The sequence below is a fragment of the Embleya sp. NPDC020886 genome, assembly GCF_044333915.1.
Lineage (GTDB): Bacteria > Actinomycetota > Actinomycetes > Streptomycetales > Streptomycetaceae > Embleya.
The window spans coordinates 165,387-191,189 of record NZ_JBIRRX010000013.1; the positions used below are offsets into that span (position 1 = coordinate 165,387).

Below are 25,803 nucleotides of genomic sequence, written 5' to 3' on the forward strand. Positions count from 1 at the left end.
GGGGATTTACCCGCGCTGATCCGGGTCGATGGCGAAGTCCGCGCGGTGCTCCAGGGCCCAGGTGCGGAAGTCGCGGCCGGGCTTGCCGGTGATCGCCTCGGTGGTGCCGGACACCGGTTCGGGATCGACGGCGGCCGCCCACAGGTCCAGCAGCGCGTCGGCGTAGCCGGCGTCCATGTAGGGGGTCAGTCCGGCGAATGCCCGGTCGCGGGTGACCTCGACGAACGGCAGGTCGCGGCCCAGGACATCGGCCAGGATCGCGATCTGCTCGACGAAGGACAACGATTGCGGGCCGTTGAGGTCGAGCGTCTCGCCGAGGTGGTCGCCGGCCACCAGCACCGCGGTGGCCACGTCGGCGATGTCGTCCTCGTGGATCGGGGCGACCTGGGCGTTCGGGTACGGCAGTTCGATCGTGCCGCTGCCCATCAGCTGGTACTTCCAGCCGATCGCGTTGGTGGCGAACGCGCCGGGGCGCAGCACCGTGTACGGGATTCCGGACTCGGCGACCGCGACCTCGACCGTGTGGTGGCTCGCCGCGAGCGGACTGCTCTGCGGGTCGGGGGTGTTCGTCGCGGACGAGGACAGCAGCACGATGTGCCGAATGTCGGCGGCCCGGGCGGCCTCGACGAAGGCGGTGATGCCGGCGGCCTCGGCGTAGAGGAAGACGCTGGTGATGCCGCGCAACACCGCTGCGGCGTTGTCGGGTTCGCGGAGCGAGAGGCGCACGGCTTCGACACCGGCGGGGGGTTGGAGTTCGGTCGGGTCGCTGCCGGCGATCCGGACCGAGTGGCCGGCCGCGAGGAGGCGGGTGACGACTCCGCGCGCGACGCGGCCGCGGGCTCCGGTGACGAGGATGCTCATGGTGACTCGTTTCCTTGCTGGGTCGGGTTTCGTGGACCGTGCCGGGTGGACTCGGCCGGTCGGGGCGGGGCTTCGGCCGGTGCGGGCCTTCGGGTGGACCGGGCGGCCGTCGGGCCGGCTCGGTGCGGCGACCGGCACCGGCCGCCGTGCGGGCTCATCCCTCGTGCGGCCTGGCGTGCCGAGGGAGCAGGAATACCAGGCCGCCGGCGAGCAGGCCCAGGCCGGCCACCGCCAGGGCTCCGGTGGCCATCGCGGCGGAGGCGGTGTGGTGTTCGGCGAGTTGGAAGAACAAGGTGGTGATGCCCGCCGCGCCGAGCGCGCCGGCGAGTTGTTGCATCGCGGACAACGAGCCGGATGCGCTGCCCAGTTCGTGCTCGGCGACACCGGCCAGGATCACGTCGAACAGCGGTGCGAACACGGCGCCCATGCCGAGGCCGGCGACGAACAGTGGGGCGATCAGGTCGACGCCGGTCGTGTGCGAACCGTAGTGGGCGACCACGGCCGCGAGGCAGACCAGGCCGACCAGGTGCACGCCGACACCGATCAGGAGCAGGTTGCGGCCGAGCCTGGCCATCACCTGGAAACCGGCGATGGAGGCGACCACGATGCCGACCGCGATCGGGGCGAGGGTGAGACCGGCTTCGAGCGCGCCGTAGTGCAGGTGCAGTTGCAGGAACAGGGACGTGATCAGCATGAATCCGGTGGTGCCGGCGAAGAACGCGAGGCCGAAGAGCATGCCGGACTTGTACGCGCGGTTGCGCAGCAGCGTGGCCTCGATCAGCGAGTGCGGGCTGCGGCGCTCGCGCAGGATGAATCCGGCGAAGGTGGCGAAGCCGGCGGCGAGGCAACCGAACGACCACAGCGGCCAGTCGGCTTCGGGGCCCTGGATGAGCGGCAGGATGATCAGCGTGGAGGCCGCGGTCAGCAGTGTGGCGGCGACGAGGTCGATCCGCACGGCGGGGTTCGGGGCGTCCCGGGGGATGTAGCGCAGGCCCCCGAGCACGGCGGCGAGACCGAGCGGGACGTTCATCAGGAAGATCAGCCGCCAGCCGGTACCGAACAGGTCGAGGTGGATGAGCGCGCCGGCCAGGATCGGGCCGCCGACCGCGGACAGGCCGAGCACCGGACCGAAGGCGGCGAACGCCTTGCCGGTCTCGGCGGGCGGGAAGACCGACTTGAGGATGCCGAAGCCCTGCGGGATCAGCAGGGCGCCGAAGGCTCCCTGGGCGATCCGGGCGGCGACCAGCAATTCCGGCGAGGGGGACAGCGCGCAGAGCAGGGACGCCACGGCGAAGCCGCCGGCGCCGAGCAGGAACAATCGGCGTCTGCCCCAGCGGTCGCCGAGTCTGCCGCCGACCACCAGCAACACGCCGAACGCGAGCGTGTATCCGGCGGCGAGCCACTGCAACAGCGCGGCGCCGCCGCCGAGATCGGCCCGGACGGAGGGGCCGGCGACGTTGGTCACGGTGCTGTCGAGCAAGTCCATCACCTCGGCGACGAGCACGATCGCCAGGATCCGCCACCGCCGGGCGTATCCGGCGGGGTGCGGGGCCTCGACGGCGGGAGTGGTGTCGGGCGAGTCGGCGGTGGCGGTGGGGGTCATCGGTACTCCTCGGTCGGGACGACGCGGCCTCGGACGAGGCGATGGCGTGCGGTGCGGTGCGGTGCGGTGCGGTGAGGTGAGGTGCGGTGAGGTGCGGTGAGGTGCGAGTGCGTTCGGCGAGCCATGTTCGTTACGAACGTTGTTCGTTACGAACAATGTACGTAGCGAACAGCGTTCCGTCAACGCGTATACTCGGGGCATGGCGAAATCACCCGGCGAACCGCGACCGTCCACCCCCGCTACGCCGGTCAGTCGGCGGACCCGACCGGCCAAGGCCGCACTCAGCGCGGACGCGCTGGTCTCCGCCGCGCTGGCGATCCTGGACGCGGACGGCCTGGAGGCGGTGACCATGCGCCGGGTCGCGCAGGCGCTGGACACCGGCGCCGCCTCGCTCTACGTGTACGTGGCCAACCGCGACGAGCTGCTCGCGTTGGTCTACGACCGGGTGCTCGGCGAGATCGCGCTGCCGACGGTGGCCGCGGTCGGCGAGCCGTTCCCGCACTGGCGCGCCGAGCTGCGCACGCTGATCCGCACGGCGATCACCGTGCTGGGCGCACATCGCAAGATCGCCGGCGTGGCCCTGGGCGACGTACCGACCGGCCCCAACGCGCTCGCGCTGGCCGAGGCCATCCTGGGGCTGCTGGCCGGCGCGGGCATCGACGACCCGACCCGCTCACTGGCCCTGGATCTGATCAACCTGCACATCACCGCGGCGGCGGTCGAGGAATCGGCGTACGCCGACAAGGCCGGCGAGGGGCAGAGCGAGGAGAGCGCGGTCGCGGCGATGGACGAGACGTTCGGGCGGTTGTCCGCGGCGGACTACCCGCACCTGGTCTCGATGCGCGACACGTTGACGGCCGGCTCCGGCGACGAACGCGACGCGTGGGGCATCGAAGTCCTGCTCAACGGCATCCTGGCCACCCCGGCACACGGCTGACCCACCCCGAGTCGCACCCACACCGCCCGCGACGGCGCCGAGCGGCGATCTCCGGTATAGCTGTCGGGTCGTCAGATGTCCCCGACCCGAGGATCGCCCGTGTCCGCTGCCTGGTCCCTCGCCCTGCTCCTGGGCGGGATCGTGCTCCTGGGCGCGTCGGTGCAACGCCTCACCGGCATGGGCTTCGCGCTGGTCGCGGCGCCCGGTCTGGTGCTGTTGCTCGGCCCGGCCCAGGGCGTGGTGTTGTGCAACGGCGGCGCGGGCGTGATCAGCGCGATCGGGCTGGCCGCCTCGTGGCGCCGGGTCCGGCTCGCCGCGATGGTGCCGCTGGTGGTCGCGGCGGCGTGCACCGTACCGCTCGGCTCGTGGGTGGCCGCCCGGCTGCCCGAGCCGTGGCTGCTCGCGGGCATCGGCGCGGCGGTGTGCGTGGCCGTCGGCTCGGTCATGCTCGGCGTGCGAATACCCGCCCTGCGCGCCCGCAGGGGCGCCGTGGTGGCCGGCGCCGCGAGCGGCTTCATGAACTCCTCGGCCGGCGTCGGCGGCCCCGCGGTGTCCCTGTACGCACTCAACGCGGGTTGGACCGTCGCCGAGTTCGTGCCCAACGCCCAGTTCTACGGCGTCGTGGTGAACGCCTTCTCGCTCGCCGCCAAGTCGCCCCCACACCTGAGCGCCCCGGCCTGGACCGGCATCGGCACAGCCCTGCTCGCCGGCGCCGCGCTCGGCCGGGTCCTCGCCGCCCACACCCCCGAACGCCAAGCCAAACGCGCCGTGCAATGGCTGGCCCTGGCCGGCGGCGCCGTCACCCTCGCCAAGGGCCTGTACACCCTGTGACCCCGACCCGTGCCGAACCCGGGGCGGCGGAAAGCACACAGCGCCGATCCGGTGTCGTGTGCGCGTCCCGTGTGGGCAGATCATCAGAATGACGGTCATGGAAGATCTTGCCGAATCCGAGTCCGTGGCTTCGTCTCGTTCGGGACCGGGGGGTGTGGTGCGTACCGCGGCGGAGTTGGCGAAGCTGCGTGGGGTGCGGCGGATGAAGGTGATCGCCACCGGGTTCCTGGTGTTCGCGATCGTGTTGTACGTGCTCGCGCGCTGGGCCGAGGCGCGTGGGGCCGGGGCCTGGGCCGGATATGTGCAGGCGGCGGCGGAGGCCGGGATGGTCGGTGCGATGGCCGACTGGTTCGCGGTGACCGCGTTGTTCCGCCGGCCGCTGGGGCTGCCGATTCCGCACACCGCGATCATTCCGACCCGCAAGGACGCGCTGGGCCGCAATCTCGGCGAGTTCGTCGGGGAGAACTTCCTCTCCGACGCGGTGGTGCGGCAACGACTGAGCCGGATGGAGGTCTCCCGCCGCGCCGGCACCTGGCTGGCCGCCCCCGGGCACGCCGAGCGGGTCACCGACCAACTGGGCGCGCTGGCCCGCGCGGCGTTGACCGTGCTGCGCGACGAGGACGTGCAGAGCGTGTTCGGCCAGGCGATCACCCGTCGGGTCTCCGCCCAGGCGGTGGCCCAGCCGATCGGCGAACTGCTCGACCGGCTGGTGCGCGACGGCGCGCATCGGGGCCTGGTCGACCTGGTCGCGACGAAGGCGCACGACTGGCTGGAGCAACATCGCGAGTCGGTGCTGCGGGTGGTCAACGAGGAGTCCCCCGGCTGGTCGCCGCGCTTCCTGGACCGGCAGATCGCCAACAAGGTGCACCGCGAACTGGTCCGGTTCGCGGGCGCGGTGCGCGACGACCCGGGCCACCCGGCCCGACTCGCGGTGGACAACTTCCTCGCCGAGGTGGCCCGCGACCTCCAGCACGATCCGGCGATGATCGCCCAGATAGAGCGGCTGCGGGACCGCACCATCGCGCACCCGGCGGTCCAGGAGCTGATCGCGTCGGTGTGGAGCGCCGCCCGGACGATGCTGGTCGAGGCCACCGAGGACCCGGACAGCGAACTGCGCAACCGGGTCACCACCGCCGTGCGTTCACTGGCCGGCCGGCTGGCCGAGGACCCGCGCGTGCGGGGCAAGGCGGATCGCTGGATCGAGCAGGCCGCCGTCTACGTGGTGACCACCTACCGCGACGAGATCACCGCGCTGATCACCGACACCGTCGGCGCCTGGGATCCCAAGGAGACCAGCCGCAAGATCGAGATCAACGTCGGGCGCGACCTCCAGTTCATCCGGATCAACGGCACCGTCGTCGGCGCTCTGGTCGGCCTGCTGATCCACACCCTGACCGAAGTGCTGAGCTGAGCCCCGGCCCGCCGGATCCGCCGCGGCACCCGACTACCCGGACAGTTCCTCGGCGCGCGCCTTGGCCGCCCGCAGGTCCACCTTGCCCGCCGCCGTGCGCGGGATCGACTCGACGAAGTGGATGCGCTTGGGCGTCTTGTAGCCCGCGATCATGGTCCGGGCGTGGGCGGTGATCGCCTCCGCCGCCGGCGCGGCACCCGCGCGCAGCACCACGAGCGCGGTGACCGCCTGGCCGAAGCGCGGGTCCGGGACGCCGACCACGACCGCGTCGAACACGTCCGCGTGCGTCTTGAGCGCGCCCTCCACCTCGTCCGGATAGACCTTCTCGCCGCCGGTGTTGATGGTCGCGCTGCCGCGCCCGAGCAGGATGATGCCGCCGTCCTTCTCCAGTTGCGCGAAGTCGCCCGGCAACACCCAGCGGCGTCCGTCCGCGTCCTTGACGAAGGTGGCCCGGGTCTTCTCGTCGTCGCCGTGATAGCCCAGCGGGATGTGCCCGCTGACGGCCAGTCGGCCGACGTCGCCGGAGCCCGGCTCGACCGGCACCAGGCGATCGTCGAGCACCGTCGTGGTCGCCGACGAGGCGAACCGCGTCGCGCTGCCCGGTCCGCCGGTCTGCCGTGCCGCGGCGCCCGTCTCGGACGCGCCGAAGCTGTCGATCACGAAGACGCCGGCCTGCTCCAGGGCGGTGCGCACCGCCGTGCTCATCGGCGCCCCGCCGTTGCTGATCGCCTTGAGCGCGGACAGGTCGTAGGTGTCCGGATTGGCCGCGAGCCAGTCCGCCAGCGGCCTGCCCATGCCGTCGCCGACCACCGACATCGACAGCGCCCGCTCCCGGGCCGCGAGCGCCATCACGGTGTCGGCGTCGAAGCTGCGCCCGGTCCACATCAGGTAGGTGTTGCCCATGTAGAAGGTGTTCCACATCGACCACTGCCCGCCGCCGTGCATCATCGGCGCCAGACCAAGCGTGGTCATCCCGGCCGACTCCCGAACCGTGTCGCCGAGTTCGTCCGGCGTGCGCAGCTTGGGCCGAGCACCGCGACCGGCCTGCAGGGCCGCGAAGAAGATGTCCTCGCCGCGCCACAGCACACACTTGGGCATGCCGGTGGTCCCGCCCGTGTACAGGCCGTACAGGTCGTCCTCGCTGCGCGCGCCGAAGCCGCGTTCCGACGAGGCCGCCGCGAGCGCGTCCTCGTAGGCCACCATGCCCTCGATCGACTCGGTCGAGCCGTCCTCCAGGATCACCACGTGGCGCAGCGCCGGGAAGTCGGCCCGGATCGCCCGCGTCGCACCCGCGAAGGATCGCTCCGCGATCACCGCGACCATGCCCGAGTTCTCGTACAGGTAGCGCAACTCCGCCTCGACATAGCGGTAGTTGATGTTGATCGGCACGGCCCGCGCCTTGTAGCACCCGATCATCGCCTCGACCCACTCGGCGCGGTTCCACGCGTGGATCCCGACGAAGTCGCCGGGCTCGATCCCGGCCTCGATCAGGTGGTGGGCGACCCGGTTGGCCCGCGCGTCGAGGCCGCGATAGGTCGTGCGCACCTCGCCCGCGATCAGCGCGGTGCGGTCGGGAATCGCGTCCACCACGACCTCGAAGAGGTCGGCGAGGTTGAACGACGGGCTGACGGGCGTCATGGTCGGCTCCCACGGCGGATGTACGGGTGCCTCCGAAGCGGGATCCCAGGCACGGATCCGATCCGGGGCGAAGCAGGGTCGGGTCAACTTACCCTTGACTCGATCAAAAGAATAGCTTCGCGATGATCCGGCAAAGCCCTGTCCGGGCCCCCTCCCAAGCGGTACTTTCTCGCCACGAAAGTCCCGAATCGCCGGCGCCGCCGCATCGCGCGGCCGGGCCGGCCCGGGCACCCGCACGCTCACGAAGACCCACGCGTCCAGGCACGGCACGCACCGAGTTCCGGGGCAGACATGCGCGTTCTGGGGGGACGGTACGAACTGGCCCAGTCCGTCGGCCACGGCGGCATGGGCGTGGTCTGGCGCGGTGTCGACCGCGAACTGGGCCGCACCGTCGCGGTCAAGGTGTTGCCCGCCGAGCTGACCCGGCAACAGGAGTTCCGGGACCGGTTCCGGCGCGAGGCCCGCACCGTCGCCGCGCTCTCGCACCCGGGCGTGGCGACGTTGTACGACGTCGGCGAGGACACCACCGACGGCGAGCCGACGCCGTTCCTGGTGATGGAGTTCGTCGACGGTCGCACGCTCGCCGAGGCGCTGCACGAGGGCCCGCTGCCGATCAACCGCACCGTGTCGATCGCCCGGGACGTCGCGGACGCGCTGGTGCACAGCCACGGCCACGGCGTCGTGCACCGCGACCTCGAACCGGCCAACATCATGCTGACCTCGTCCGGCGGCGTGAAGGTGCTCGACTTCGGCATCGCCAAGGTGCTCGCGGAGACCACGACTCGGCTCACCGCGACCGGGATGACCGTGGGCACCCCCGCCTACCTGTCCCCGGAGCAGATCGAGGGCCGGGACGTGGACGCCCGCACCGATCTGTACTCGCTGGGTGCGTTGATCTACGAACTGCTCACCGGACGGCCGCCGTTCCTGGCCGACTCGCCGTTCGCGGTGATGCACCAGCACCTGTCGAAGCCGCCGCCCCCGCCGTCCGCGACGCGCCCGCAGGTGCCCGAGGACCTGGACGCGCTGGTGTTGCGCCTGCTCGCCAAGCACCCCGACGACCGCTTTCCGACCGCGAGTCGGTTGCTGGGCGCGCTGGAGGAGATCCGGGCCCGATCCACCGCGAGCGCGCCCGCCCCCGACACCGCCCGCAACCCGAACGCGGCCCACCAGGCGAGGCGACCGGCCGAACCCGCGCCGATCCCGGACACCGCCGGCCACCGGCCGCCCGCCCCGGCCCCGGCCCCGGCCCCGGCCACGCAGGGTCCGCCCGCACCGGAGCCACCCCGGATGCCGGGCCTCGCCCCCTCCGCCGGCTCGGCGCCACTGCGCTCCGCCGGCGGCCCGTGGGCGATCCGGTTCCGGCTCGGCGGCGACGGCCTGCTCGCGGTGGCCGGTGGCGCGTTGCTCGCGGGCACGTGGCTGAGCGTGACCCCGGAGGGGTTCAAGGGCTTCAATTACCTGTGCCTGGCCGCCGCCGTGCTCGCCGCCGCCGCGCTGCCGTGGTCGGCGCGGCCGGCGGTGGTGCTGGTGTGGGGGCCGCTCGCCGTGTTGGCCGCGGCCCTGTTCGCGCCGCCCTACCGCCACAGCCATCGACGGCAGGCGTTCTCCGCCTACGGCGACTCCGACTACTGGAGCACGCGCGATCTCGGCAGCCAGGAGTTCGCCGCGATCGCGCCGTTCCTGCTGCTCGCACTGCTCTTTTTGGTCGCGTTCCTGCGCCGCCGCGACACCCCCGGCCTCTACATCGCGGCGTTTTGGCTGTTCGCCGCCCTGACCGGCTGGTCGTGTGCGTCGCTGACCAACGGGAAGCTGATCCTCACCCTGTGGATCGTGCTCGGCGTGCCGGCCTCGATCGAGCTCGTCGGCGAGGTCCGGGCCCGGCGGGTACCGGCGTCGGCGCCGAGATTGCCCCGGCATCCGACGCAACCCCGATGACCACTCGTGCGTCGACATGATGAGGACCCGCCGGGGGATTGCCGTCCCTGACCCGGCGGGCCCGTTTCATGCCGAAGTCTTCCGATGGCACATCAGGTGCCCTTGAACTCCGGGGTCTTCTTCTCCGCGAAGGCTCGCGGACCGATCTTCGCGTCGTCGCTCATGAACACCCGCATGCCGATCTGCGACTCCAGCTTGAACGCATCTTCCTCGGTCAACTGGTCGGTTTCACGCAGAACGCGCAGGACCGCCTGAACCGCGATCGGACCGTTGGCCGCGATCTGGTGGGCGATCTCCTTCGCCTTCTCCAGTGCGCCGCCATCCGGCACGACGTGCCCGATCAAACCGAGCTCCTTGGCTTCGGGCGCCTTGATGTGGCGGCCCGTCAGCAGCAGGTCGGCGGCGACAGTGTACGGAATCTGACGGCGCAGGCGCACCGCCGACCCGCCGAGCGGGAACAGGCCCCAGCGGACCTCGGATACGCCGAAGCGCGCCGACTCGCCGGCCACCCGGATGTCGGTGGCCTGAAGGATCTCGGTGCCGCCGGCGATGGCGGGCCCCTCGATCGCGGCGATCAAGGGCTTGGTGAGGGTGAAGCCCTTGAGACACCACTTCATCACGGACATGTCCATGCCCGGCTTGCCGTCGCCGCCCTTGAACGCGTCGCCCGGCGCGCGCCGGCTCATCGCCTTCAGGTCGGCACCCGCGCAGAACGCGCCGCCGGCTCCGGTGAGGATGGCGACCCGGATCTCCGGGTTGTCGTTGACCTCGTCCCAGGCGGCCTCCAGGATCTCGATCATCTCGCCGGTGACCGCGTTGCGGGCCTCGGGCCGGTTCATCGTGATGATCAGGACGTGGCCGTCCCGTTCGACCAGGGCGTGGGGTTCGCTCATGTCTGTTCGTCTCCAGGAATCACAGGGGTACGGCGCCGGTACGGCCGGGCCGAGGGCGGGCTCGGACGGGCCGGTTCAGGCGAACTCGCCCGCGGCCGTGGCGGCGAAGCCGGCGCCGATCCGCAGCGCCTGCTCGGTCGCGCCGCCGAGCGAGAGTTCGATCTGCTTGGCGTGGTTGAAGTAACGGTGCACGAAGTGCTCCTCGGCCACGCCCATGCCGCCGTGCACGTGGACGGCCGCGTGCGCGACGCGGTGTCCGCCGTCGGCCGCCCAGAACTTCGCGGTCGCGATCGCCTCGGCCGCGTCCAGCCCCTCGGCCTCCTGCCACGCGGCCTGCCACGTGGTCAGCCGGATGCCCTCGACGTCGATGTAGGCGTCGGCGAGACGATGCCCCACCGCCTGGAAGGAACCGATCGGGCGCTTGAACTGCACCCGCTCGCTCGCGTACTTCGCGCTCTCGCGCATCGCCTTCTCGGTCACCCCGAGCTGGGTCGCGCACAGCGCCAGGGTGGCCCGGTCGCGCAGCTCGCGGGCCGCGTCGGGGCCGCCGAGCGGGATGCCCGCGGCGTGCTCCAGGGTGACCAGGCCGGCGATCTCCTTGGCGGTGGTGAGCTGGGCCTCGACCCGGACACCGGCGGCCTTGGGGTCGACCAGGAACACGCCGCCGTGCCCCGCCACGTCCGCGGACACCAGCAGCAGGTCGGCCACGGTCGCCACCGGCACCCCGGTCTTGACCCCGTCCAGGTACCAGACCCCGTCCGTGTGCACCGCCGTGGTGGCGGGCGTGGCGCCGTCCCGACCGAACGGCTCGGCGAGCGCGTAGGTCAGGATCTTCGTACCGTCCACGGCGCCCGGCAGCCAGGCCGCCTTCTGCTCGTCGGTGCCCAACCGGTTCAGCATCGAGGCGGCGACCGCGATCGAGGGCCCGAACGGCACCGGCGCCAGGGTGCGGCCGACCTGCTCCAGGATCAGGCACTGCTCGAAGACGCCGTAGCCCGAGCCGCCGAACTCCTCCGGCAGGCCGATCCCGAGCAGGTTGGCCTTGGCCAGCTCCGCCCACAGGTCGCGGTCCAGGCGCGGTTCGCCGTCCTGCTCGACCCGCTTGTCCAGCGCCGTGAGCGCCTCGTGGGTGACCCGCTCGCCGAGGATCCGCCCCGCCAGGCCCACCAGGTCCTGCTGTTCTTCCGTGTAACCGAAGTCCATTTCACCTGTCCTTGTCAGCGTGGTGACGGCGGGTCAGCGGGGCGGTCGCGGCAGGCCGAGGCCCAGCATCGCGATCATGTCGCGCTGTACCTCGTTGGTGCCGCCACCGAAGGTGAGGATCAGCGCCGTGCGGTGCATCTTCTCCAGCCGGCCGCGCAACACCGCACCGGGCGAGTCCTGCTGGAGGTAGGCGTCCTCGCCCATGCACTCCATCAACAACCGGTAAGCCTCGGTGGCGAATTCGGTGCCGAAGATCTTGGTCGCCGAGGCGTCGGCCGGACCGACCTTGGTGCCGTGGTCGACCGACCAGGCGATCTTCCAGTTGACCAGCTTGAGGAACTCGACCTTGGCGTGCACCCGGCCGAGGTTGGCCTGTACGTGCTCGCGGTCGATCACCCGCGAGCCGTCCGGCAGCAGCGCCCGCTCGGCCCAGCGCCGGGTCTCGTGCAGCGCGAGCTGGATGCCCGCGGCCGAACACAGCGCCACCCGCTCGCGGTTGAGCTGACCGGTGATCAGCTTCCAGCCGCCGTTGAGCTCGCCGACCATCGCGGAGGCGGGCACCCGCACGTTCTCGTAGAACGTCTGCGACGTGGTCTGGCCGCCCATGGTCTTGATCGGGGTCCAGGAGAAACCCTCGGCGTTCGTGGGCACCAGGAACATGGTCAGGCCCTTGTGCCGCGGCGCGTCCGGGTCGGTGCGCGCGGCCAGCCAGACGTAGTCCGCGACGTGGATCAGCGAGGTCCACATCTTCTGGCCGTTGATGATCCAGTCGTCGCCGTCCCGGACCGCCTTGGTGGTCAGCGCGGCCAGGTCGGTGCCCGCGCCCGGCTCGGAGTAGCCGATCGAGAAGTGCATGTCGCCGGCGAGGATCTTCGGCAGGAAGAAGTCGCGCTGCTCCTGCGTGCCGTACTCCATCAGCGTGGGGCCGACGGTGTTGATGGTCAGGAACGGCACCGCCGCGCCGGCCAGGGTGGCCTCGTCGGTGAAGATGAGCTGTTCCAGCATCGAACGGTCCTGGCCGCCGTACTCCTTGGGCCAGCCGATGCCCAGCCAGCCGTCCTTGCCCATCTGCTTGACGACGCGGCAGTACGCGCCGTCCTTGCCCATCAGGCTGGTCTCGCCCGCGGCCTGCTCGGCCCGGATCTCGGGCGTCATGATCCGCGCGAAGTACTCGCGCAGTTCCCGCCGCAGGTCCTCCTGCTCGGGTGTGTAGGCGATGTGCACGTGGTCTCCCTGGTAGCCGTGGAAAGCACTGACAGCCGGTGGTCGATCGCCGGTTGCCGGGACGGAAAGCCGAACGCCGGGCCCGGACCCGGCCCGGGCGAGCGCCGCCGGTCAGCCCCTGGGCAGGCCCAGGATGCGTTCGGCGACGACGTTGAGCTGGATCTCCCGGGTGCCGCCGCCGAGCAGGACCGCCGGCAGCGAGAGGTAGGCGGTGAGCAGTTCGCCGCCGAGGTCGGCGTGGTGGGTGCCGGCCGCGCCGATCCGGTCCAGCCGCGCGGTGACCACGGCCCGCTGGTGTTCGGTGACCGCGAGCTTGAGCACGCTGGAGGCGGCGCCCGGGTTGAGCCCGGACAACTGCTGGAGCGTCGAGCGCAGGGTCAGCGCACGCAGCGCGAAGTGCTCGGCCGCGAAGGCGCCCAGTCGACTCGCGAGCGAGGTGTCCGCGGCGCCGGTCTCGCCGATGTCGTCGAGCAGCTTGCCGAACGCCTGCATGCCCGGGCCGCCGGCGATCATCACCCGCTCGTTGGCCAGCGTGGTGCGGGCGATCCGCCAGCCCGCGTGCACCTCGCCGACCACCTGGTCGTCTGCGACGAACACGTCGTCGAGGTAGACCTCGTTGAACTCGGAGTGGCCGTTGGACTGCTTGAGCGGACGCACGTCGATGCCGGGCGTGGCCATGTCCACGATGAAGTAGGTGATGCCCTTGTGCTTGGCCGCGTCCGGGTCGGTACGGGCCAGGCAGATGCCGAAGTGGGCCTCGTGCGCCTTGGAGTTCCACACCTTCTGGCCGTTCAGCCGCCAGCCGCCGTCGACCCGGGTCGCCCGGGTGCTCAGCGACGCCAGGTCGGAGCCCGCGCCCGGCTCGCTGAACAACTGGCACCAGACGATCTCGCCGCGCAGCGTGGCCGGCACGTAGGCGTCGCGCTGCGCGTCGGTGCCGTGCGCCATGATCGTCGGCAGCGCGAACTCGCCGATGATGGTGCTGGGTTGGGTCAGCCCGATCCGGGCGAACTCCTGCTGGATGACCACCTGCCGGGCCGGGTTCGCGGCGATGCCGTACGGCTCGGGGTAGTGCGGGGAGACGTAGCCGAGTTCGGCCAGCCGCCGCCGGCGGGCGGGCTCGGCGAGGGTGTTCGCCTCGGCCAGGTGCGCGGCCACCTCGGCCCGGAAGGCGGCGATGTCGCCCTCGTCGAGTTCGAGGTCGAAGCGCCGGGTGGGGCCGCCGCCGACGCTCGCCAGCGCGGCGCGGCCCAGGTGTGCGGTCCACTCCCCCGCCGGGCCCAGCCACTGGGCCAGGAAGACCGCGCGGCGCCAGTAGAGGTGGATGTCGTGTTCCCAGGTGAAGCCGATGCCGCCGAGCATGGTGATGCAGTCCAGGGCCACCTCGCGAGCCAGCGGCAGGCAGACCACGGCGGCCTCGGCGGCGGCCAGACGCAGTTGCTCGTCGGCGTCGGCGACCACGTCGTCGGCCGCCCGGGCCGCGTCCCAGGCCGCGGCCGTGGCCAGTTGCAGCTTGGTGAACAGCGTGGCGGCCTTGTGCTTGATCGCCTGGAACGACCCGACCGCGACGCCGAACTGCTCGCGGATCTTGACGTAGGCGAGCGCGGTCTCGAAGCACCAGCGGGCCACGCCGACCGCCTCGGCGGCGGCAAGCACGGCGGCCAGGTCGCGCACCATGGCGGCGTCGATCCCGGTCAGCGCCCGGGACGCCGGGAGCTCCAGGTCGTGCGCGTGCACCCGGGCCACGCCGCGGGCGAGGTCGACCGGGTCCAGCGGGACGATCTCGATGGCCGCCTCGGCGCCGGGCTCGACCACGAACCAGATCTGCTCGTCCCGTTCGGCGGCCTCGACCCGCGCCCCGAGCAGCAGATACGTCGCACCGACCGCGCCCAGGACCGGTTCGGCGACGCCGTCGATCCGCCAGCCGGCCTCGGTGCGGTGCGCGGTCAGGCTCGGGACGACGGCGACCGCGCCGGTGGCCCCCTCGGCGAATCGCGGCAGCAGCGCCTTGCCGACCTCGGGGCCGGCGCAGCGGGCCAGGACGGTGCCGGTCAGCACGGTGGACAGGTACGGGCCGGGCAGCAGGCCGCGGCCGGCCTCCTCCAGGGCGACGGCGAGTTCGAGTACGCCGGCGCCCGCACCGCCGTGCTCCTCGGGCAGGTGCACGGTGGTCAGCCCCTGGCCGACCAGCGCGTCCCAGCAGTCGGGGAGGGCGCCGGCGCCGAGTTCGTCGGCGGCTGCGCGGGTGGCCTCGATCGAGGCGTGGCGGGCGACGAAACCGGCGACCGATTCCGCGAACGCCTGGTGCTCGGTGGCGAATCCGATCGGCACTGTGTACTCCCTCACCAATACTTGTCTCGATCAAGTAAGCGGACAGGCTACCTGACTGGATCCGGCGTTGCCAGATCCGTCCCCGCCTGCGGTCGGCGGCGGGGTCGGCGGGTGGGCGTCAGCTCGGGCGGGTGGACGGCAGGCCGAGCTTGCGGTGATCCCAGGACACGATCCGGTCCGGGACGACCTTGATCACCACGCGCTTGTTCAGCATCATCTCCACGGCCGGGCGCATCTCCTCGGTGTACGGCGCCGCGTAGCGGCCGAACACGCTCACCCCCAGCTCCCAGATCCGCTCCGGCTCCTCGACCACCTCGGCCTTGCCGACGATGGAGACGCCGCGCAACTCCTCGTAGTACTCGCCGGCCTCGACCAGGCACGTGATGGTCGGGTTGCGGCGCACGTTGAGCACCTTCTGCGCGCGGGCCTTGCTCTCCAGGGCGACCTCGCCCTCCAGGAAGCCGTACCACATGCCGATCGAGTGGATGCTGCCGTCGGCGCTGAGCGTGGACATCGTCATCGAGTGGCGCTCGGCCAGGAACGCGGCGATCTCCTGCTCGGTCATCCGGACCCGGTCGCGCTGCTTGACGCCGTGGCCCATGTGCTCGCCCATGCGGACTCCCCTTTTTTGATTGCTTGGGTCAAACATTGCCACGCCGGGAGCATGATTGACAGACCGTCAGTTCCGCGCCGGCCCGCCTCCCCACCATGATTGACACTGCGTCAGGTCCTGCCTAGCGTCGGCGCCATGACCCGAACCGACGACTCCGACGTCCCCGACTACCCGGCCCGGCTCCGGCTCGACGGACGCGGCGTCGTCGTGCTCGGCGCGGGCCAGGGCATCGGTCGCCAGGCCGCGCACGCCCTCGCCCAGTCCGGCGCGCGGGTGTTCGCGGTGGACCGCGAGCCGGACCTGGCCGCCGACATCGCCGCGGAGGTCGACGGCCTCGCCTGGTCCGGCGACGCGACCTCGCGCGCCGACGTCACCCGCCTGTGGGCCGACGTCGAGGCGCGGCTGGGCCGAGCGCACGCGATCGTCGACATCATCGGCATGAGCCGGTACGCCGACCTGCTCTCCACCACCGACGAGGACTGGACCTGGCACCAGGACATCGTGCTCCGGCACGCCCTGCTCGCCCTGCAACTGGGCGGCGCGCACCTGGCCGCGCACGGCGGCGGCGCGATCACCTTCGTCGCCTCGGTCTCCGGCCTGACCGGCGCCCCGATGCACGCGGCCTACGGCGCGGCCAAGGCCGGCCTGATCTCCCTGGTCCGCTCCGCCGCGGTCGAACTGGGCCCCGCCGGCGTCCGGGTCAACGCGGTCGCCCCCGGCGTCGTCTGGACCCCGCGCGTCTCCGCCTACCTCGGCGAACCCGGCCGCGCCGCCAACGCCGCGAACGCCCCCCTGCGCGACGTGGCCCTGCCCGCCGACATCGCCGGCCCCCTCCTCTTCCTGACCGGCGACCTGTCCCGCTACGTCAGCGGCCAGACCCTCACCGTCGACGGCGCGGTCGGCGCCAAGTTCCCCTACCCCCTCCCGGACATGGCGGCAGCCCCCCACTGAGCGAAACCACACTCACCCACAAGGCCGAATCCCCGAACCACCACGAGCCCCACCACCCCAAGCCACACCCCGGGATCCACACACCCCACCGAAGAACCCGCCCCCTCCCGCCCCCATGGAGATGTACTCTTCCCGATTTCGTATATACCAAGGGGTGCGGCAATGGCCGACTTCCACCAAGCCGATCATTTCCTTACCGAGATGTTTCCGTACCACCTCGTGCCGGATTCGGTCTGGTCCGAAAGCGCCGAGCTGCAAAGAGCCCTGGGAAATTCGAGTCGGCACGAGAGTGCGAGCGTGGTGGATCTCGTGGTGGCCGTGACGGCACGCCACCACGGATTGACCCTGTTGCACCTCGATCGCGACTTCGACGTCATCGCCAAGCTCACCGAGCAACCGGTCCAGCGCGTCGACGAGGCGTGACCCGCACCTGAGAGGATGCCCGGGAGGCCGACGGCAGTAAGTGGAGCGAGGAGTACGCGGTGTCCGATGTACGGCGTGTAGGGGTGGTAGGGGCCGGGCTGATGGGGGCCGGGATCGTCGAGGTCTGTGCGAAGGCCGGACTGGACGTGTTGGTGGCGGAGACGAGTACGGCCGCGGCGGAGGCCGGGCAGGCTCGGGTGACCAAGTCGATGGACCGCGGCGTGAAGGCGGGCAAGCTCGCCGAGGCCGATCGGGACGCGGCGCTGGCCCGGATCACGTACACCACCGACCTGGGCGACTTCGCCGACCGGGACATGGTGATCGAGGCCGTGGCCGAGCTCGAGGAGCTCAAGACACAGATCTTCGCCACGCTGGACAAGGTGGTGGTGCGCGAGGACGCGATCCTGGCGTCGAACACGTCCTCGATCCCGATCATGAAACTCGGCATGGCCACCGCCCGGCCGCAGCAGGTGATCGGCATCCACTTCTTCAACCCGGTGCCGGTGCAGAAGCTGGTCGAACTGGTGCCCTCGCTGCTCACCGACGAGAGCACGGCCGCCCGCGCGGAGGCGTTCGCGGGCGAGGTGCTCGGCAAGACGGTGATCCGCTCGCAGGACCGCGCCGGCTTCGTGGTGAACTCGCTGCTCGTGCCCTATCTGCTGTCCGCGATCCGGATGTTCGAGTCCGGCTTCGCCTCCGCGGAGGACATCGACAACGGCATGGTGCTCGGCTGCGCGCACCCGATGGGCCCGCTGCGACTGACCGACCTGATCGGTCTGGACACGATCAAGGCGGTCGCGGACAGCCTCTACGACGAGTTCAAGGAGCAGCTCTACAGCTCGCCGCCGCTGCTGCTGCGGATGGTCGACGCGGGGCTGCTCGGCAAGAAGACCGGTCGCGGCTTCTACCAGTACTGAGCGACGCGCCGAAAAACGCGAAACGCGGCTCGGGGTGGACCCGAGCCGCGTTTCGCGTTTTCCCGTTTCGCCGGCGCTACGGCGTGCGCGCCTCGACCTTGTCGATCCGTACCGCGGCCGCCGACTGCCCGCCCGTCGCGGGCACCGGCACCGGCACCGGCGGTTCGGCCTTGGCCACCACCACCGCCTGCGCGGTCTGCAGCGGCACCTCCTTGATCAGCAGCACCGCGACCAGCGCGAGCAGGCCGAACGGGGCCGCGAACAGGAAGATGTCGCCGACCGCGTGCCCGTACGAGGTCTCCACGATGCCGCGCGCCGGCTCCGCCAGGTGATGCACGTTCGGGATACCGCCCCCGCCACCCGCACCGGACTTGAGCCCCGCGTCGGACAGGTAGCCGGTGACCTTGGTCGCCATCACCGCGCCCAGCGCCGAGACGCCGACCGCGCCACCGAGGCTGCGGAAGAACGCGACGACCGAACTGGCCGCCCCCAACTGGTGGATCGGCACCGCGTTCTGCACCGCGAGCACCAGGTTCTGCTGGAGCGCACCGACGCCCATGCCGAGCACGAACATGTACACGCCCAACACCCACAGGTTGGTGTCCGCGCGAGCGGTGCTCATCAGGGCCAGGCCGATGGTCAGCGAGATGCCGCCCATCACCAGGTAGCGCTTCCAGAAGCCGGTCGCGGTGATCAGCTTGCCGACCACGGTCGAGGCCAGCACCAGGCCGCCGATCATCGGCAGCGTCATCAAACCGGACACCGTCGGCGACTTGCCGCGGGCGATCTGGAAGTACTGGCTGAGGAAGACCGAGGAGCCCATCATCGCCAGACCCACCGCGAGGCTGCCGAGCACGGCGAGCACGATGGTCCGCTCCTTGAACAACCACAGCGGGATGATCGGTTCCTTCGCCCGGCCCTCGACCCGGATCGCCAGCGCGATCAGCAGCAGCGAACCGAGCACCATGGCCGCGGTCTGCCAGGAGACCCAGGCGTAGTTCTTGCCCGCCAGCGAGACCCACACCAACAGCAGCGAGACACCGGCGCTGATCAGCGTCGCGCCCAGGTAGTCGATGGTGACCTCGCGCTTGACCACCGGAAGCTTGAGGGTCTTCTGCAGGATCACGATCGCGGCCACCGCGAACGGCACGCCGACGTAGAAGCACCAGCGCCACCCCAGCCACGGGGTGTCCACGATGACGCCGCCGATCAGCGGACCGCCGACGGTGGCGAGCGCGAAGGTGGCGCCGAGGTAGCCGCTGTACCGACCGCGCTCGCGCGGCGAGATCATCGCGGCCATGATCACCTGCGCGAGGGCGGTGAGGCCGCCGACGCCGATGCCCTGGATCACCCGGCAGCCGATCAGCATGCTCGTGTTCTGCGAGAGGCCGGCCAACGCGGAGCCCGCCACGTAGATCACCAGCGCGAGCTGGACCAGCAGCTTCTTGCTGGTGAGGTCCGCGAGCTTGCCCCAGATCGGGGTGGTCGCGGTCATCGCCAGCAGGGTGGCGGTGACCACCCACGTGTAGGAGGTCTGGCTGCCATGCAGGTCGGAGATGATCCGCGGCAGCGCGTTGGACACGATCGTGGACGACAGGATCGCCACGAACATGCCCAGGAGCAGCCCGGACAGGGCCTCCATGATCTGCCGGTGCGACATCGGCTGCGCCGCCATCTCCGCCGCCGGTGCGTCGGTCATACCTTCCCCTTTGCTTCGCTTGCCTCGGATGCTCTGCGCCCGGACGCGGCTTCCCCACCCCCGACACTCGTTGCTTGCTACAACCATAGCGTCCTTTGTTGCTGCAAGCAACTTTCAAGAGATGGTCAAGTCGGCGCGCCTCACCGTGATCGGGCGATCACGCAAATAGCATCGCGGCATGGCAAAGACCCCTCGATCCGGCGGTACGGGCGGCAATGTCGGCGGCGTGTCCTACCGCACGATCGGCATCGCGGTGATCGTCGTACTGGCCGTCTGGTTCGTGCTGGCCAACACCGCCTCGGCGACGATCCGGTTCTGGATTCCCACCGTCGCCGCGCCGATGTGGATCGTCCTGGCCGGCACCTTCGCGGCCGGCGTGCTGACCGGCTGGTGGGTGAAGGGAAACCGCGGCTGAGCGGCCCGATATCCTGAGCGGCATGCTTCGCTCCAGGCTTCGTCCGGCCGTATCCGTGGCGATCCTGGTGACCGCCGGCGTGCTCGTGGCCGGTTGTTCGAGCACGGGCTCGCCGACCGCCGAACCCACCTCGGTCACCCCCACCGGCTCGAACACCACCCCGGTCGGCGCCACCGTGTGCGCCGGCATCCTGCCCACCCCGGCGGTGACCGCCGTGCTGCCGGCGGCGCCCGCGTTCACCAACAAGGACCAGCCGCCCGAGGAGCACTACCCGGTGCTGCGCTGCCAGGTCTCGGCCGGCGACCAGACCTTCATCGGCTCGGCGTACCTGTTCAACATGGCGGGCGCCGAACGGGTGCAACTGCCCGGACTGACCACGACGGGGTCCGCGCCGCTGGGCGACAAGGACCACGATCTGTACGGCATGGCCGGTGCGGACGACGCGTGGCTCGTCCAGAACTGCAAGGTGCAGAACGTCGAACAACCGGTGCCGATGCTGGTCCGCGCCCGCACCATCGGCCCGGCCGGCGCACCGGCTCCGCCCGACCGACGGCAGCAGTTGGCCGACCTGGCCGTCGACCTGGCCAACGGCGTGGCCAAGGCGGCCGGCTGCGGCAACGAGAAGCCGACCCCGCGCCCCGGCGAGATCAAGCCCGCGACCGAACCGAAGCCGATCACCGACGCGCCCGTGTGCGGCATGTTGGAGCCCGCCGCGCTCGGCCCGCAGGCGGCCGGCGGCCAACGCGCCCGCTGGAGCGCGAGCGCGACCCCCGAGGGGCCCGGCGCGATCCAGGGCTGCGACCTGTTCCTGGACGGCAAGCGGGTGTTGTCCTTCGCCATAGTGCACGGCTACCTGGCCCCCGGCGCCGAGATCCCCGGCGAACGCGCCACGCTGTCCGAGCGGTTGCCCACCGGCGGTGTCCCCAACGACGCCCAACTCGCGGGCACCGTCGAGGGCAAGGTGCTCGGCATGTGCGACGGCCACACCGTCGCGTACCAACTCAGCCGGCACAACGGCGAGGATCCCCCCGGCCTGACCCTGGGCCAACCCACCGAGACCTTCTTCAAGGCGTTCGCCGACGGCGCCTCGCGCTGGGGCTACAAGTGCGAACCCATCCCGGCGAACGCCGACTGGCAGATCCGCCGTTGACCGACGACGACGGGGCCGCCGCACGACTTGCGTGCGGCGGCCCCGTCGTCGGTTCACCGGGTCGGGCCGAGGCGCCGAACCGTCAGCTCACGCCCGCCGACTCCCGGGTCGGCGCCGGCAACGACTGCGGCCGGGCGCTCCCGCCCTGTCCACCCTGATCCGGCTTCCTCGGCTGCTCCCCACCCGCGGGCGGCAGGTCCGCCAGGAACTTCTTCTCGACCTCCGGATTCTCCTTCAGGTATGCCTTGACCCCCTCCGCGGCGGCGTTCGGCTTGCCCTCGAAGTCGACGAAGACCTTCTTCTCCAGCGGCCCGAGCACCGAGTCGTCCAGCTTGAGGTTCTTCACCCAGGTGTTCACCTCGGGGAAGTCCTTCGCGAAGCCCTGGCGACCGATCGAGCTGATCCACCCCGGCGCGCCATAGGACTGCTTCGGGTCGGCCAGCGGCTTGATGTCGTACTTCGTGTACGCCCAGTGCGGACGCCACATCGTCACCACGATCGGCTTGCCCGCCGCCATCTGCCGGTCCAACTCGGCGATCATCGCGGGTGTGCTGCTCTTGACCAGGTCGAAGTCGAGCCCGTAGTCCGGGATCAGCTTCTTCTCGGTCAGGTCCATGATGTTCGCGCCGGGCTCGATGCCGACGATCCGACCGTCGAACTCCTTCTCGTGTCCCTTGAGATCCTCGACCGAGTCGTACGGAAGGTTCTTCGGGACGGCGAGCTGCACGTCGACGTTGTTGTACCACTGCCCGATCTGTTCGAGCTTGGACCCGTACTCGTCCAGGTACTTCTTGTGCAGCGTGGGCAACCACGCGTCCAGGAACAGGTCGATGTCGCCGCGCGCGATGCCCTGGAACAGCGGGCCCACGTCGAGCTGCTTGAGCGTGACGTCGTAGCCGCGCTTCTCCAACAACTGCTTGTACATGTTGGTGACCACGACGTCCTCCTCCCACGGGATCCAGCCGATCGTGATCTTCTTGCGACCGTCCTCCGCCGCGCCGAGGCCGAAGCCGCCCAGCAGCCCGGCGACCAGCGCGACCGCGACCACGCCGCCGACCGCGACGACCGGACGCGGACGCCAGTCCAGCAGCCACTTGGGCGTGAAGCCGTCGGCCGCACGCTCGGTCGCCGAACGTTCGGCCCGCGCCTCGACCCGCCGGCCGGCCGCGCTGACCGTACGGTCCAGGTAGATCGCGAGCACGACCACCGCGACACCGGCCTCGACGCCCAGGCCCACGTTGTTGTTCGACAACGCGCCGAACACCTCGCTGCCCAGGCCGCCCGCGCCGACGATGCCGGCGGTGACCACCATCGACAGCGACAACATGATGACCTGGTTGACGCCGGCCATGATGGTCGGCAACGCGAGCGGGAACTGGATGTCCTTGAGAATGCGCCACTCGCTGGTGCCGAACGCCTCACCGGCCTCGACCATCTCCGCGTCCACGCTGCGGATGCCCAACTCGGTCATCCGCACGCCGGGCGGCAGCGCGAAGACCACGGTGGCCACGGCGCCCGGTACCTCACCGATACCGAAGAACGTGATCGCCGGGATCAGGTACACGAAGGCCGGCATCGTCTGCATGAAGTCCAGCACCGGCTTGACCACGGTGCCCACCGCGCGGCTGCGCGCGGTCAGGATGCCCAGCGGGATCGCGATCAGCAGCGCGACCCCCGCCGAGACCAGCACCAGGGCCAGCGTGGACATCGCCGGATTCCACATGTCCAGGCCGTCGATGAGCAGGAACCCCACCGCCGCGAGCAGCCCGAACAGCAGGCCGCGCACCGCCCAGCCGATCGCCGCGAACAACACGACCACGGCCGGCAGCGGCGAGTCGGTCAGCCAGTCGGCGAGGTGCGTGATCGCACCGCCCACCACGTTCTGGATGAAGTCGAACAACCAGGAGAAGTGGTCGCGCATGAAGTCGACCAGGCTCTCCGCCCAGTCGCCCACGTGGATCCTAGGCATCGTCGCGCACCTCGCCCTCGCCGACGACCCGCTCGCCGGCCGGAGCCGGGACGAGCGGGCCGGCCACGACGGGCCGCGCCGCGCCGGCCACACCCGCGGGCAGCAACTTCTCCGCCGGTCCCGCGGGCACCAGCATCTTGACGCTGCCGGTGTCGGTCACGCCCAGCGTGCCGCCCTCGGTGTCGCCCGATCCGCTCTGCGCCGCGTTGCCGAGCGCGGCCAGCAGGCTCACCCGGGGGATCACCCCGACCAGCCGCATGCCCTCGTCGACCACCGCGAGCGGCAATCTGCTCTCCGCGCACGGCGTGAACAGTTCGGCCACCGGGGTCTGCGGGGTCACCGTGACCACGTCCAGGCTCGGATCGGCCCCGACACTGCGTTCGCCGATCCGCGCGGCCTCGGTGACCGCGACGTCGGTGACCGCGCCGAGCAGCCGACGGCCGTTCTCCCGCGAGTCCACCACGAAGGCCGCCGTGGTCTGCGCCTCGCGCATCGTGCGCATCGCGACCCGGGGGCCCTCGCCGCACGTCACCGTGGCGCGCGAGTCCTCCATGATCGAACCGGCGGTCAGCACCCGGGTCCGGTCCACGTCCGCGACGAAGGACGCCACGTAGTCGTTCGCGGGGTCGGTCAGGATGTCCTCGGCGGTGCCGATCTGCACCACCCGCCCGTCGCGCATCACCGCGATCCGGTCACCGAGCCGCATCGCCTCGTTGAGGTCGTGCGTGATGAACACGATGGTCTTGTGCAACTTCTCCTGGAGTTCCAGGAGTTGGTCCTGCATCTCGCGACGGATCAGCGGGTCGAGCGCGCTGAACGATTCGTCCATCAGCAGGATGTCGGCGTCCGTGGCAAGCGCGCGGGCCAAGCCGACCCGCTGCTGCATGCCGCCGGACAACTCGCCCGGCGCGGACTCCTCCCAACCGGCCAGCCCGACCAGGGCCAGTGCCTCGCGGGCCCGGCGATCGCGCTCGGCCGCCGGCACCCCCTGCACGGACAGCCCGTAGCCGGCGTTCTCCAGCACCGTGCGATGCGGGAACAGCGCGAAGTGCTGGAAGACCATGCTGATGCGCCGGGCGCGCACGTCGCGCAGTTCCTTGGCGGGCAACGAGGTCAGATCCCGGTCGTCGATGTAGACGGCGCCTGCCGTGGCGTCCAGGAGACCGTTGAGCATGCGCAGCAGCGTCGACTTGCCCGAACCGGACAGGCCCATCACCACGAAGATCTCGCCCTCGGCGACGTCGAACGAGACGTCGATGACAGCCGGCGTGGCATTGCTCTTGCGTACGTCGTCACGGCTCTCGCCGGCGCGAAGCCGCCGAACCGCGTCGTCGGCGCGCCGGCCGAAAACTTTGTACAGGCCCTCGGCCCTGAGTCTGGACACACATACCTCGTCGTTAAGGCCGCGGGGAAACGGAACCATCTGTTTCGGTTCCGCGCCGGAGCACCGCCGTGATGAGGGCACCGGCGCCGCGGGCTGCGATTGCGGGAGTACGGCCGCCGCAGAAACGTCACGGCAGCGGCGCACGTCCGGGGTCGAACGCCCGTTCCGGGTCCGAACCCGGAAAAGTTGTATCCCGCATTTGTTACCGGGCGTGACTTGCCCGAGTCGTTCCGATGAGAAACATATGGAGATTCTCATCTCATCAATCCATTCGGAAATGTCCGAATTAATGAGATAACACCAGATTCACCTCTCCGTATTCATGTCTCTCGCCCATCGAACCTACATCCGATGCCGACCTCTCCAAACTCTCCGAGTCGACCGTCACGCACGGGCGTGCACTCCGGCGCCGTCCCCCGAATGGCCGTGGCGCGGCCGGGGCGCACATGCCCCATAGGAGTGACGTTCGCGCATTCTCCAGGTGACACAACGTCACCAGGCGGTAACGTCCCGGCGCGAGAACGCAGGCGGCGATCCCCCACTGTCGCACGCACCCCTACCGATGGAGCCTTCCGTGTCACGCTTGCTCGACGTCAGCCCCGAGGTCCGCGCCGAGATCGGCGACGACGAGGCCGCCCGCCTGGTGGCCGGGGAGACCGGCCCCCAGACCTACGCGTGCGCTTCGTGCCGCGGCGAGGGCGACACCACCTCCGTGGAGACCAGTGCGTTGTTGTACCTGGCCGAGGAGACCGCGGTGCTCGCGTTCGCGCACACGCGCTGCATCCCCTCGCAGGTGATCCCGGTGTCCGAGGCGGCGGTCGAGCCGCTGCTGGCCGCGCAGGCCAATCCGGGGCCGGCCGTGCAGACGGTGGTGCCCGGCGGTCCGGTGCCGATCTCGATCACCGGCAGCATGGTGGTGTGCGCGGGCGTGACCTACGCGGCGCTGGTGGTCGAGCCCGGCGCCGCCGTGGCCCGGCCGGGCACGCCGGGCGCGCAGGACGAGTTCCTGTCCCTGCTCGGCGAGCGCGGATTCGCGCCGATCGCCACGCCGGACGAGACCCTGCCGCCGCTGCTCGGCGGCTGGTCGGTGCAGATGACCGACGGCTACCTGACCGCGGTGCTCTTCCCCGGCGCGGGCGGCCGGACCGAGGCGTGGTGGCAGGCGCAGTCCCCGGCGGAGGTGCCCGAGGCGTGGCTGAACGCGGCCAAGACGCACGGCGTGGTGTTGCTGTTCGCCGCCCCGGTGGGCACGATCGGCATCCACACCGGCAACGACGAGTTGGCCGCCGCGCTCAGCGAGGCCGGTCGGCGCAACCTGCTGGCCGCCGGATCGGTGCCGGTCAGCGGCATCTGAACGATCCCGAACACGGTGGGGGGCGGCCGATTCCGGACCGCCTCCCGCCCTCCGATAG

The 25,803-nt window shown here is 71.0% G+C and carries 21 protein-coding genes; 10 read left to right on the forward strand and 11 right to left on the reverse strand.

The genetic code is table 11. From position 1 onward, the window contains the following. Positions 1 to 6: 6 nt before the first annotated feature. Positions 7 to 861 (reverse strand): NAD(P)H-binding protein, encoded by an 855-nt coding sequence (locus ACH4U8_RS35145; protein ID WP_395782448.1) that lies wholly within the window; start codon positions 859 to 861, stop codon positions 7 to 9. Positions 862 to 1,015: 154 nt separating this feature from the next. Next, entirely contained in the window at positions 1,016 to 2,464 is a 1,449-nt protein-coding gene (locus ACH4U8_RS35150) for an MFS transporter (protein WP_395782449.1), read from the reverse strand. A gap of 199 nt (positions 2,465 to 2,663) precedes the next feature. On the opposite strand from ACH4U8_RS35150, the gene ACH4U8_RS35155 reads away from it, so the two are divergent. From ACH4U8_RS35155 to ACH4U8_RS35165, 3 genes are all read left to right on the forward strand, one after another. Continuing rightward, on the forward strand, positions 2,664 to 3,401 hold the full coding sequence (locus ACH4U8_RS35155; protein WP_360309329.1) for a TetR/AcrR family transcriptional regulator: 738 nt from the start codon (positions 2,664 to 2,666) through the stop codon (positions 3,399 to 3,401). A gap of 75 nt (positions 3,402 to 3,476) precedes the next feature. Beyond that, on the forward strand, positions 3,477 to 4,232 hold the full coding sequence (locus ACH4U8_RS35160; protein ID WP_379989230.1) for a sulfite exporter TauE/SafE family protein: 756 nt from the start codon (positions 3,477 to 3,479) through the stop codon (positions 4,230 to 4,232). 97 nt (positions 4,233 to 4,329) lie between these two features. Next, complete coding sequence (locus ACH4U8_RS35165; protein ID WP_395782450.1) at positions 4,330 to 5,643, forward strand: DUF445 domain-containing protein; 1,314 nt, start codon at positions 4,330 to 4,332, stop codon at positions 5,641 to 5,643. Positions 5,644 to 5,676: 33 nt separating this feature from the next. On the opposite strand, the gene ACH4U8_RS35170 is transcribed toward ACH4U8_RS35165, so the two are convergent. Beyond that, positions 5,677 to 7,281, reverse strand: coding sequence for an acyl-CoA synthetase (locus ACH4U8_RS35170; RefSeq protein WP_395782451.1), 1,605 nt, complete (start codon positions 7,279 to 7,281; stop codon positions 5,677 to 5,679). A gap of 291 nt (positions 7,282 to 7,572) precedes the next feature. Here ACH4U8_RS35170 and ACH4U8_RS35175 point away from each other — a divergent pair, with 291 nt between their 5' ends. Next, positions 7,573 to 9,219 carry a protein kinase gene (locus ACH4U8_RS35175; RefSeq protein WP_395782452.1) on the forward strand — a complete coding sequence of 549 codons (1,647 nt, stop codon included), beginning with the start codon at positions 7,573 to 7,575 and terminating at the stop codon, positions 9,217 to 9,219. A gap of 92 nt (positions 9,220 to 9,311) precedes the next feature. Here the strand turns inward: ACH4U8_RS35175 and ACH4U8_RS35180 are convergent, their stop codons facing one another. From ACH4U8_RS35180 to ACH4U8_RS35200, 5 genes are all read right to left on the reverse strand, one after another. Further along, positions 9,312 to 10,112: a crotonase/enoyl-CoA hydratase family protein gene (locus tag ACH4U8_RS35180; RefSeq protein WP_379989226.1), complete on the reverse strand. Its 801-nt coding sequence runs from the start codon at positions 10,110 to 10,112 to the stop codon at positions 9,312 to 9,314. 75 nt (positions 10,113 to 10,187) lie between these two features. Continuing rightward, positions 10,188 to 11,315 carry an acyl-CoA dehydrogenase family protein gene (locus ACH4U8_RS35185; protein WP_379989224.1) on the reverse strand — a complete coding sequence of 376 codons (1,128 nt, stop codon included), beginning with the start codon at positions 11,313 to 11,315 and terminating at the stop codon, positions 10,188 to 10,190. A gap of 33 nt (positions 11,316 to 11,348) precedes the next feature. Continuing rightward, on the reverse strand, positions 11,349 to 12,539 hold the full coding sequence (locus ACH4U8_RS35190) for an acyl-CoA dehydrogenase family protein (RefSeq protein WP_360309317.1): 1,191 nt from the start codon (positions 12,537 to 12,539) through the stop codon (positions 11,349 to 11,351). A 111-nt stretch (positions 12,540 to 12,650) separates the two neighbouring features. Next, positions 12,651 to 14,870 carry an acyl-CoA dehydrogenase gene (locus tag ACH4U8_RS35195; RefSeq protein ID WP_395782453.1) on the reverse strand — a complete coding sequence of 740 codons (2,220 nt, stop codon included), beginning with the start codon at positions 14,868 to 14,870 and terminating at the stop codon, positions 12,651 to 12,653. Between the two features lie 118 nt (positions 14,871 to 14,988). Further along, positions 14,989 to 15,483: a pyridoxamine 5'-phosphate oxidase family protein gene (locus ACH4U8_RS35200; protein WP_360309313.1), complete on the reverse strand. Its 495-nt coding sequence runs from the start codon at positions 15,481 to 15,483 to the stop codon at positions 14,989 to 14,991. A 135-nt stretch (positions 15,484 to 15,618) separates the two neighbouring features. Here ACH4U8_RS35200 and ACH4U8_RS35205 point away from each other — a divergent pair, with 135 nt between their 5' ends. The 3 genes from ACH4U8_RS35205 to ACH4U8_RS35215 all read left to right on the forward strand — a co-directional run bounded on the left by ACH4U8_RS35205 (position 15,619) and on the right by ACH4U8_RS35215 (position 17,774). Then, entirely contained in the window at positions 15,619 to 16,434 is an 816-nt protein-coding gene (locus tag ACH4U8_RS35205; protein ID WP_360309311.1) for an SDR family oxidoreductase, read from the forward strand. Between the two features lie 162 nt (positions 16,435 to 16,596). Continuing rightward, positions 16,597 to 16,857, forward strand: coding sequence for a PIN domain-containing protein (locus ACH4U8_RS35210; RefSeq protein WP_395782454.1), 261 nt, complete (start codon positions 16,597 to 16,599; stop codon positions 16,855 to 16,857). A 59-nt stretch (positions 16,858 to 16,916) separates the two neighbouring features. Next, complete coding sequence (locus tag ACH4U8_RS35215; protein WP_360309307.1) at positions 16,917 to 17,774, forward strand: 3-hydroxybutyryl-CoA dehydrogenase; 858 nt, start codon at positions 16,917 to 16,919, stop codon at positions 17,772 to 17,774. Positions 17,775 to 17,850: 76 nt separating this feature from the next. Here the strand turns inward: ACH4U8_RS35215 and ACH4U8_RS35220 are convergent, their stop codons facing one another. Continuing rightward, on the reverse strand, positions 17,851 to 19,473 hold the full coding sequence (locus ACH4U8_RS35220) for an MDR family MFS transporter (protein ID WP_395782455.1): 1,623 nt from the start codon (positions 19,471 to 19,473) through the stop codon (positions 17,851 to 17,853). A 178-nt stretch (positions 19,474 to 19,651) separates the two neighbouring features. Here ACH4U8_RS35220 and ACH4U8_RS35225 point away from each other — a divergent pair, with 178 nt between their 5' ends. After that, positions 19,652 to 19,888, forward strand: a complete 237-nt coding sequence (locus tag ACH4U8_RS35225; RefSeq protein ID WP_360309303.1) for a LapA family protein — start codon at positions 19,652 to 19,654, stop codon at positions 19,886 to 19,888. A gap of 22 nt (positions 19,889 to 19,910) precedes the next feature. Next, entirely contained in the window at positions 19,911 to 21,038 is a 1,128-nt protein-coding gene (locus tag ACH4U8_RS35230; RefSeq protein ID WP_395782456.1) for a hypothetical protein, read from the forward strand. A gap of 82 nt (positions 21,039 to 21,120) precedes the next feature. On the opposite strand, the gene ACH4U8_RS35235 is transcribed toward ACH4U8_RS35230, so the two are convergent. Together ACH4U8_RS35235 and ACH4U8_RS35240 are read right to left on the reverse strand one after the other, a co-directional pair. Continuing rightward, positions 21,121 to 23,007: an ABC transporter permease/substrate binding protein gene (locus tag ACH4U8_RS35235; protein ID WP_395782457.1), complete on the reverse strand. Its 1,887-nt coding sequence runs from the start codon at positions 23,005 to 23,007 to the stop codon at positions 21,121 to 21,123. Continuing rightward, positions 23,000 to 24,391 carry a glycine betaine/L-proline ABC transporter ATP-binding protein gene (locus ACH4U8_RS35240; protein ID WP_360309297.1) on the reverse strand — a complete coding sequence of 464 codons (1,392 nt, stop codon included), beginning with the start codon at positions 24,389 to 24,391 and terminating at the stop codon, positions 23,000 to 23,002. The genes ACH4U8_RS35235 and ACH4U8_RS35240 overlap by 8 nt, the downstream gene beginning before the upstream one ends. A gap of 574 nt (positions 24,392 to 24,965) precedes the next feature. Between ACH4U8_RS35240 and ACH4U8_RS35245 the strand changes: the two genes are divergently transcribed. Next, positions 24,966 to 25,745 (forward strand): hypothetical protein, encoded by a 780-nt coding sequence (locus tag ACH4U8_RS35245; protein ID WP_360309295.1) that lies wholly within the window; start codon positions 24,966 to 24,968, stop codon positions 25,743 to 25,745. The last annotated feature ends 58 nt before the right edge of the window (positions 25,746 to 25,803 follow it).

Bases quoted from the DNA above. Each gene is read 5' to 3' on its own strand.
- ACH4U8_RS35145 (WP_395782448.1), bottom strand. From the start codon at position 861: ATGAGCATCCTCGTCACCGGAGCCCGCGGCCGCGTCGCGCGCGGAGTC.
- ACH4U8_RS35150 (WP_395782449.1), bottom strand. From the start codon at position 2,464: ATGACCCCCACCGCCACCGCCGACTCGCCCGACACCACTCCCGCCGTC.
- ACH4U8_RS35155 (WP_360309329.1), top strand. From the start codon at position 2,664: ATGGCGAAATCACCCGGCGAACCGCGACCGTCCACCCCCGCTACGCCG.
- ACH4U8_RS35160 (WP_379989230.1), top strand. From the start codon at position 3,477: ATGTCCCCGACCCGAGGATCGCCCGTGTCCGCTGCCTGGTCCCTCGCC.
- ACH4U8_RS35165 (WP_395782450.1), top strand. From the start codon at position 4,330: ATGGAAGATCTTGCCGAATCCGAGTCCGTGGCTTCGTCTCGTTCGGGA.
- ACH4U8_RS35170 (WP_395782451.1), bottom strand. From the start codon at position 7,281: ATGACGCCCGTCAGCCCGTCGTTCAACCTCGCCGACCTCTTCGAGGTC.
- ACH4U8_RS35175 (WP_395782452.1), top strand. From the start codon at position 7,573: ATGCGCGTTCTGGGGGGACGGTACGAACTGGCCCAGTCCGTCGGCCAC.
- ACH4U8_RS35180 (WP_379989226.1), bottom strand. From the start codon at position 10,112: ATGAGCGAACCCCACGCCCTGGTCGAACGGGACGGCCACGTCCTGATC.
- ACH4U8_RS35185 (WP_379989224.1), bottom strand. From the start codon at position 11,315: ATGGACTTCGGTTACACGGAAGAACAGCAGGACCTGGTGGGCCTGGCG.
- ACH4U8_RS35200 (WP_360309313.1), bottom strand. From the start codon at position 15,483: ATGGGCGAGCACATGGGCCACGGCGTCAAGCAGCGCGACCGGGTCCGG.
- ACH4U8_RS35205 (WP_360309311.1), top strand. From the start codon at position 15,619: ATGACCCGAACCGACGACTCCGACGTCCCCGACTACCCGGCCCGGCTC.
- ACH4U8_RS35210 (WP_395782454.1), top strand. From the start codon at position 16,597: ATGGCCGACTTCCACCAAGCCGATCATTTCCTTACCGAGATGTTTCCG.
- ACH4U8_RS35220 (WP_395782455.1), bottom strand. From the start codon at position 19,473: ATGACCGACGCACCGGCGGCGGAGATGGCGGCGCAGCCGATGTCGCAC.
- ACH4U8_RS35225 (WP_360309303.1), top strand. From the start codon at position 19,652: ATGGCAAAGACCCCTCGATCCGGCGGTACGGGCGGCAATGTCGGCGGC.
- ACH4U8_RS35230 (WP_395782456.1), top strand. From the start codon at position 19,911: ATGCTTCGCTCCAGGCTTCGTCCGGCCGTATCCGTGGCGATCCTGGTG.
- ACH4U8_RS35235 (WP_395782457.1), bottom strand. From the start codon at position 23,007: ATGCCTAGGATCCACGTGGGCGACTGGGCGGAGAGCCTGGTCGACTTC.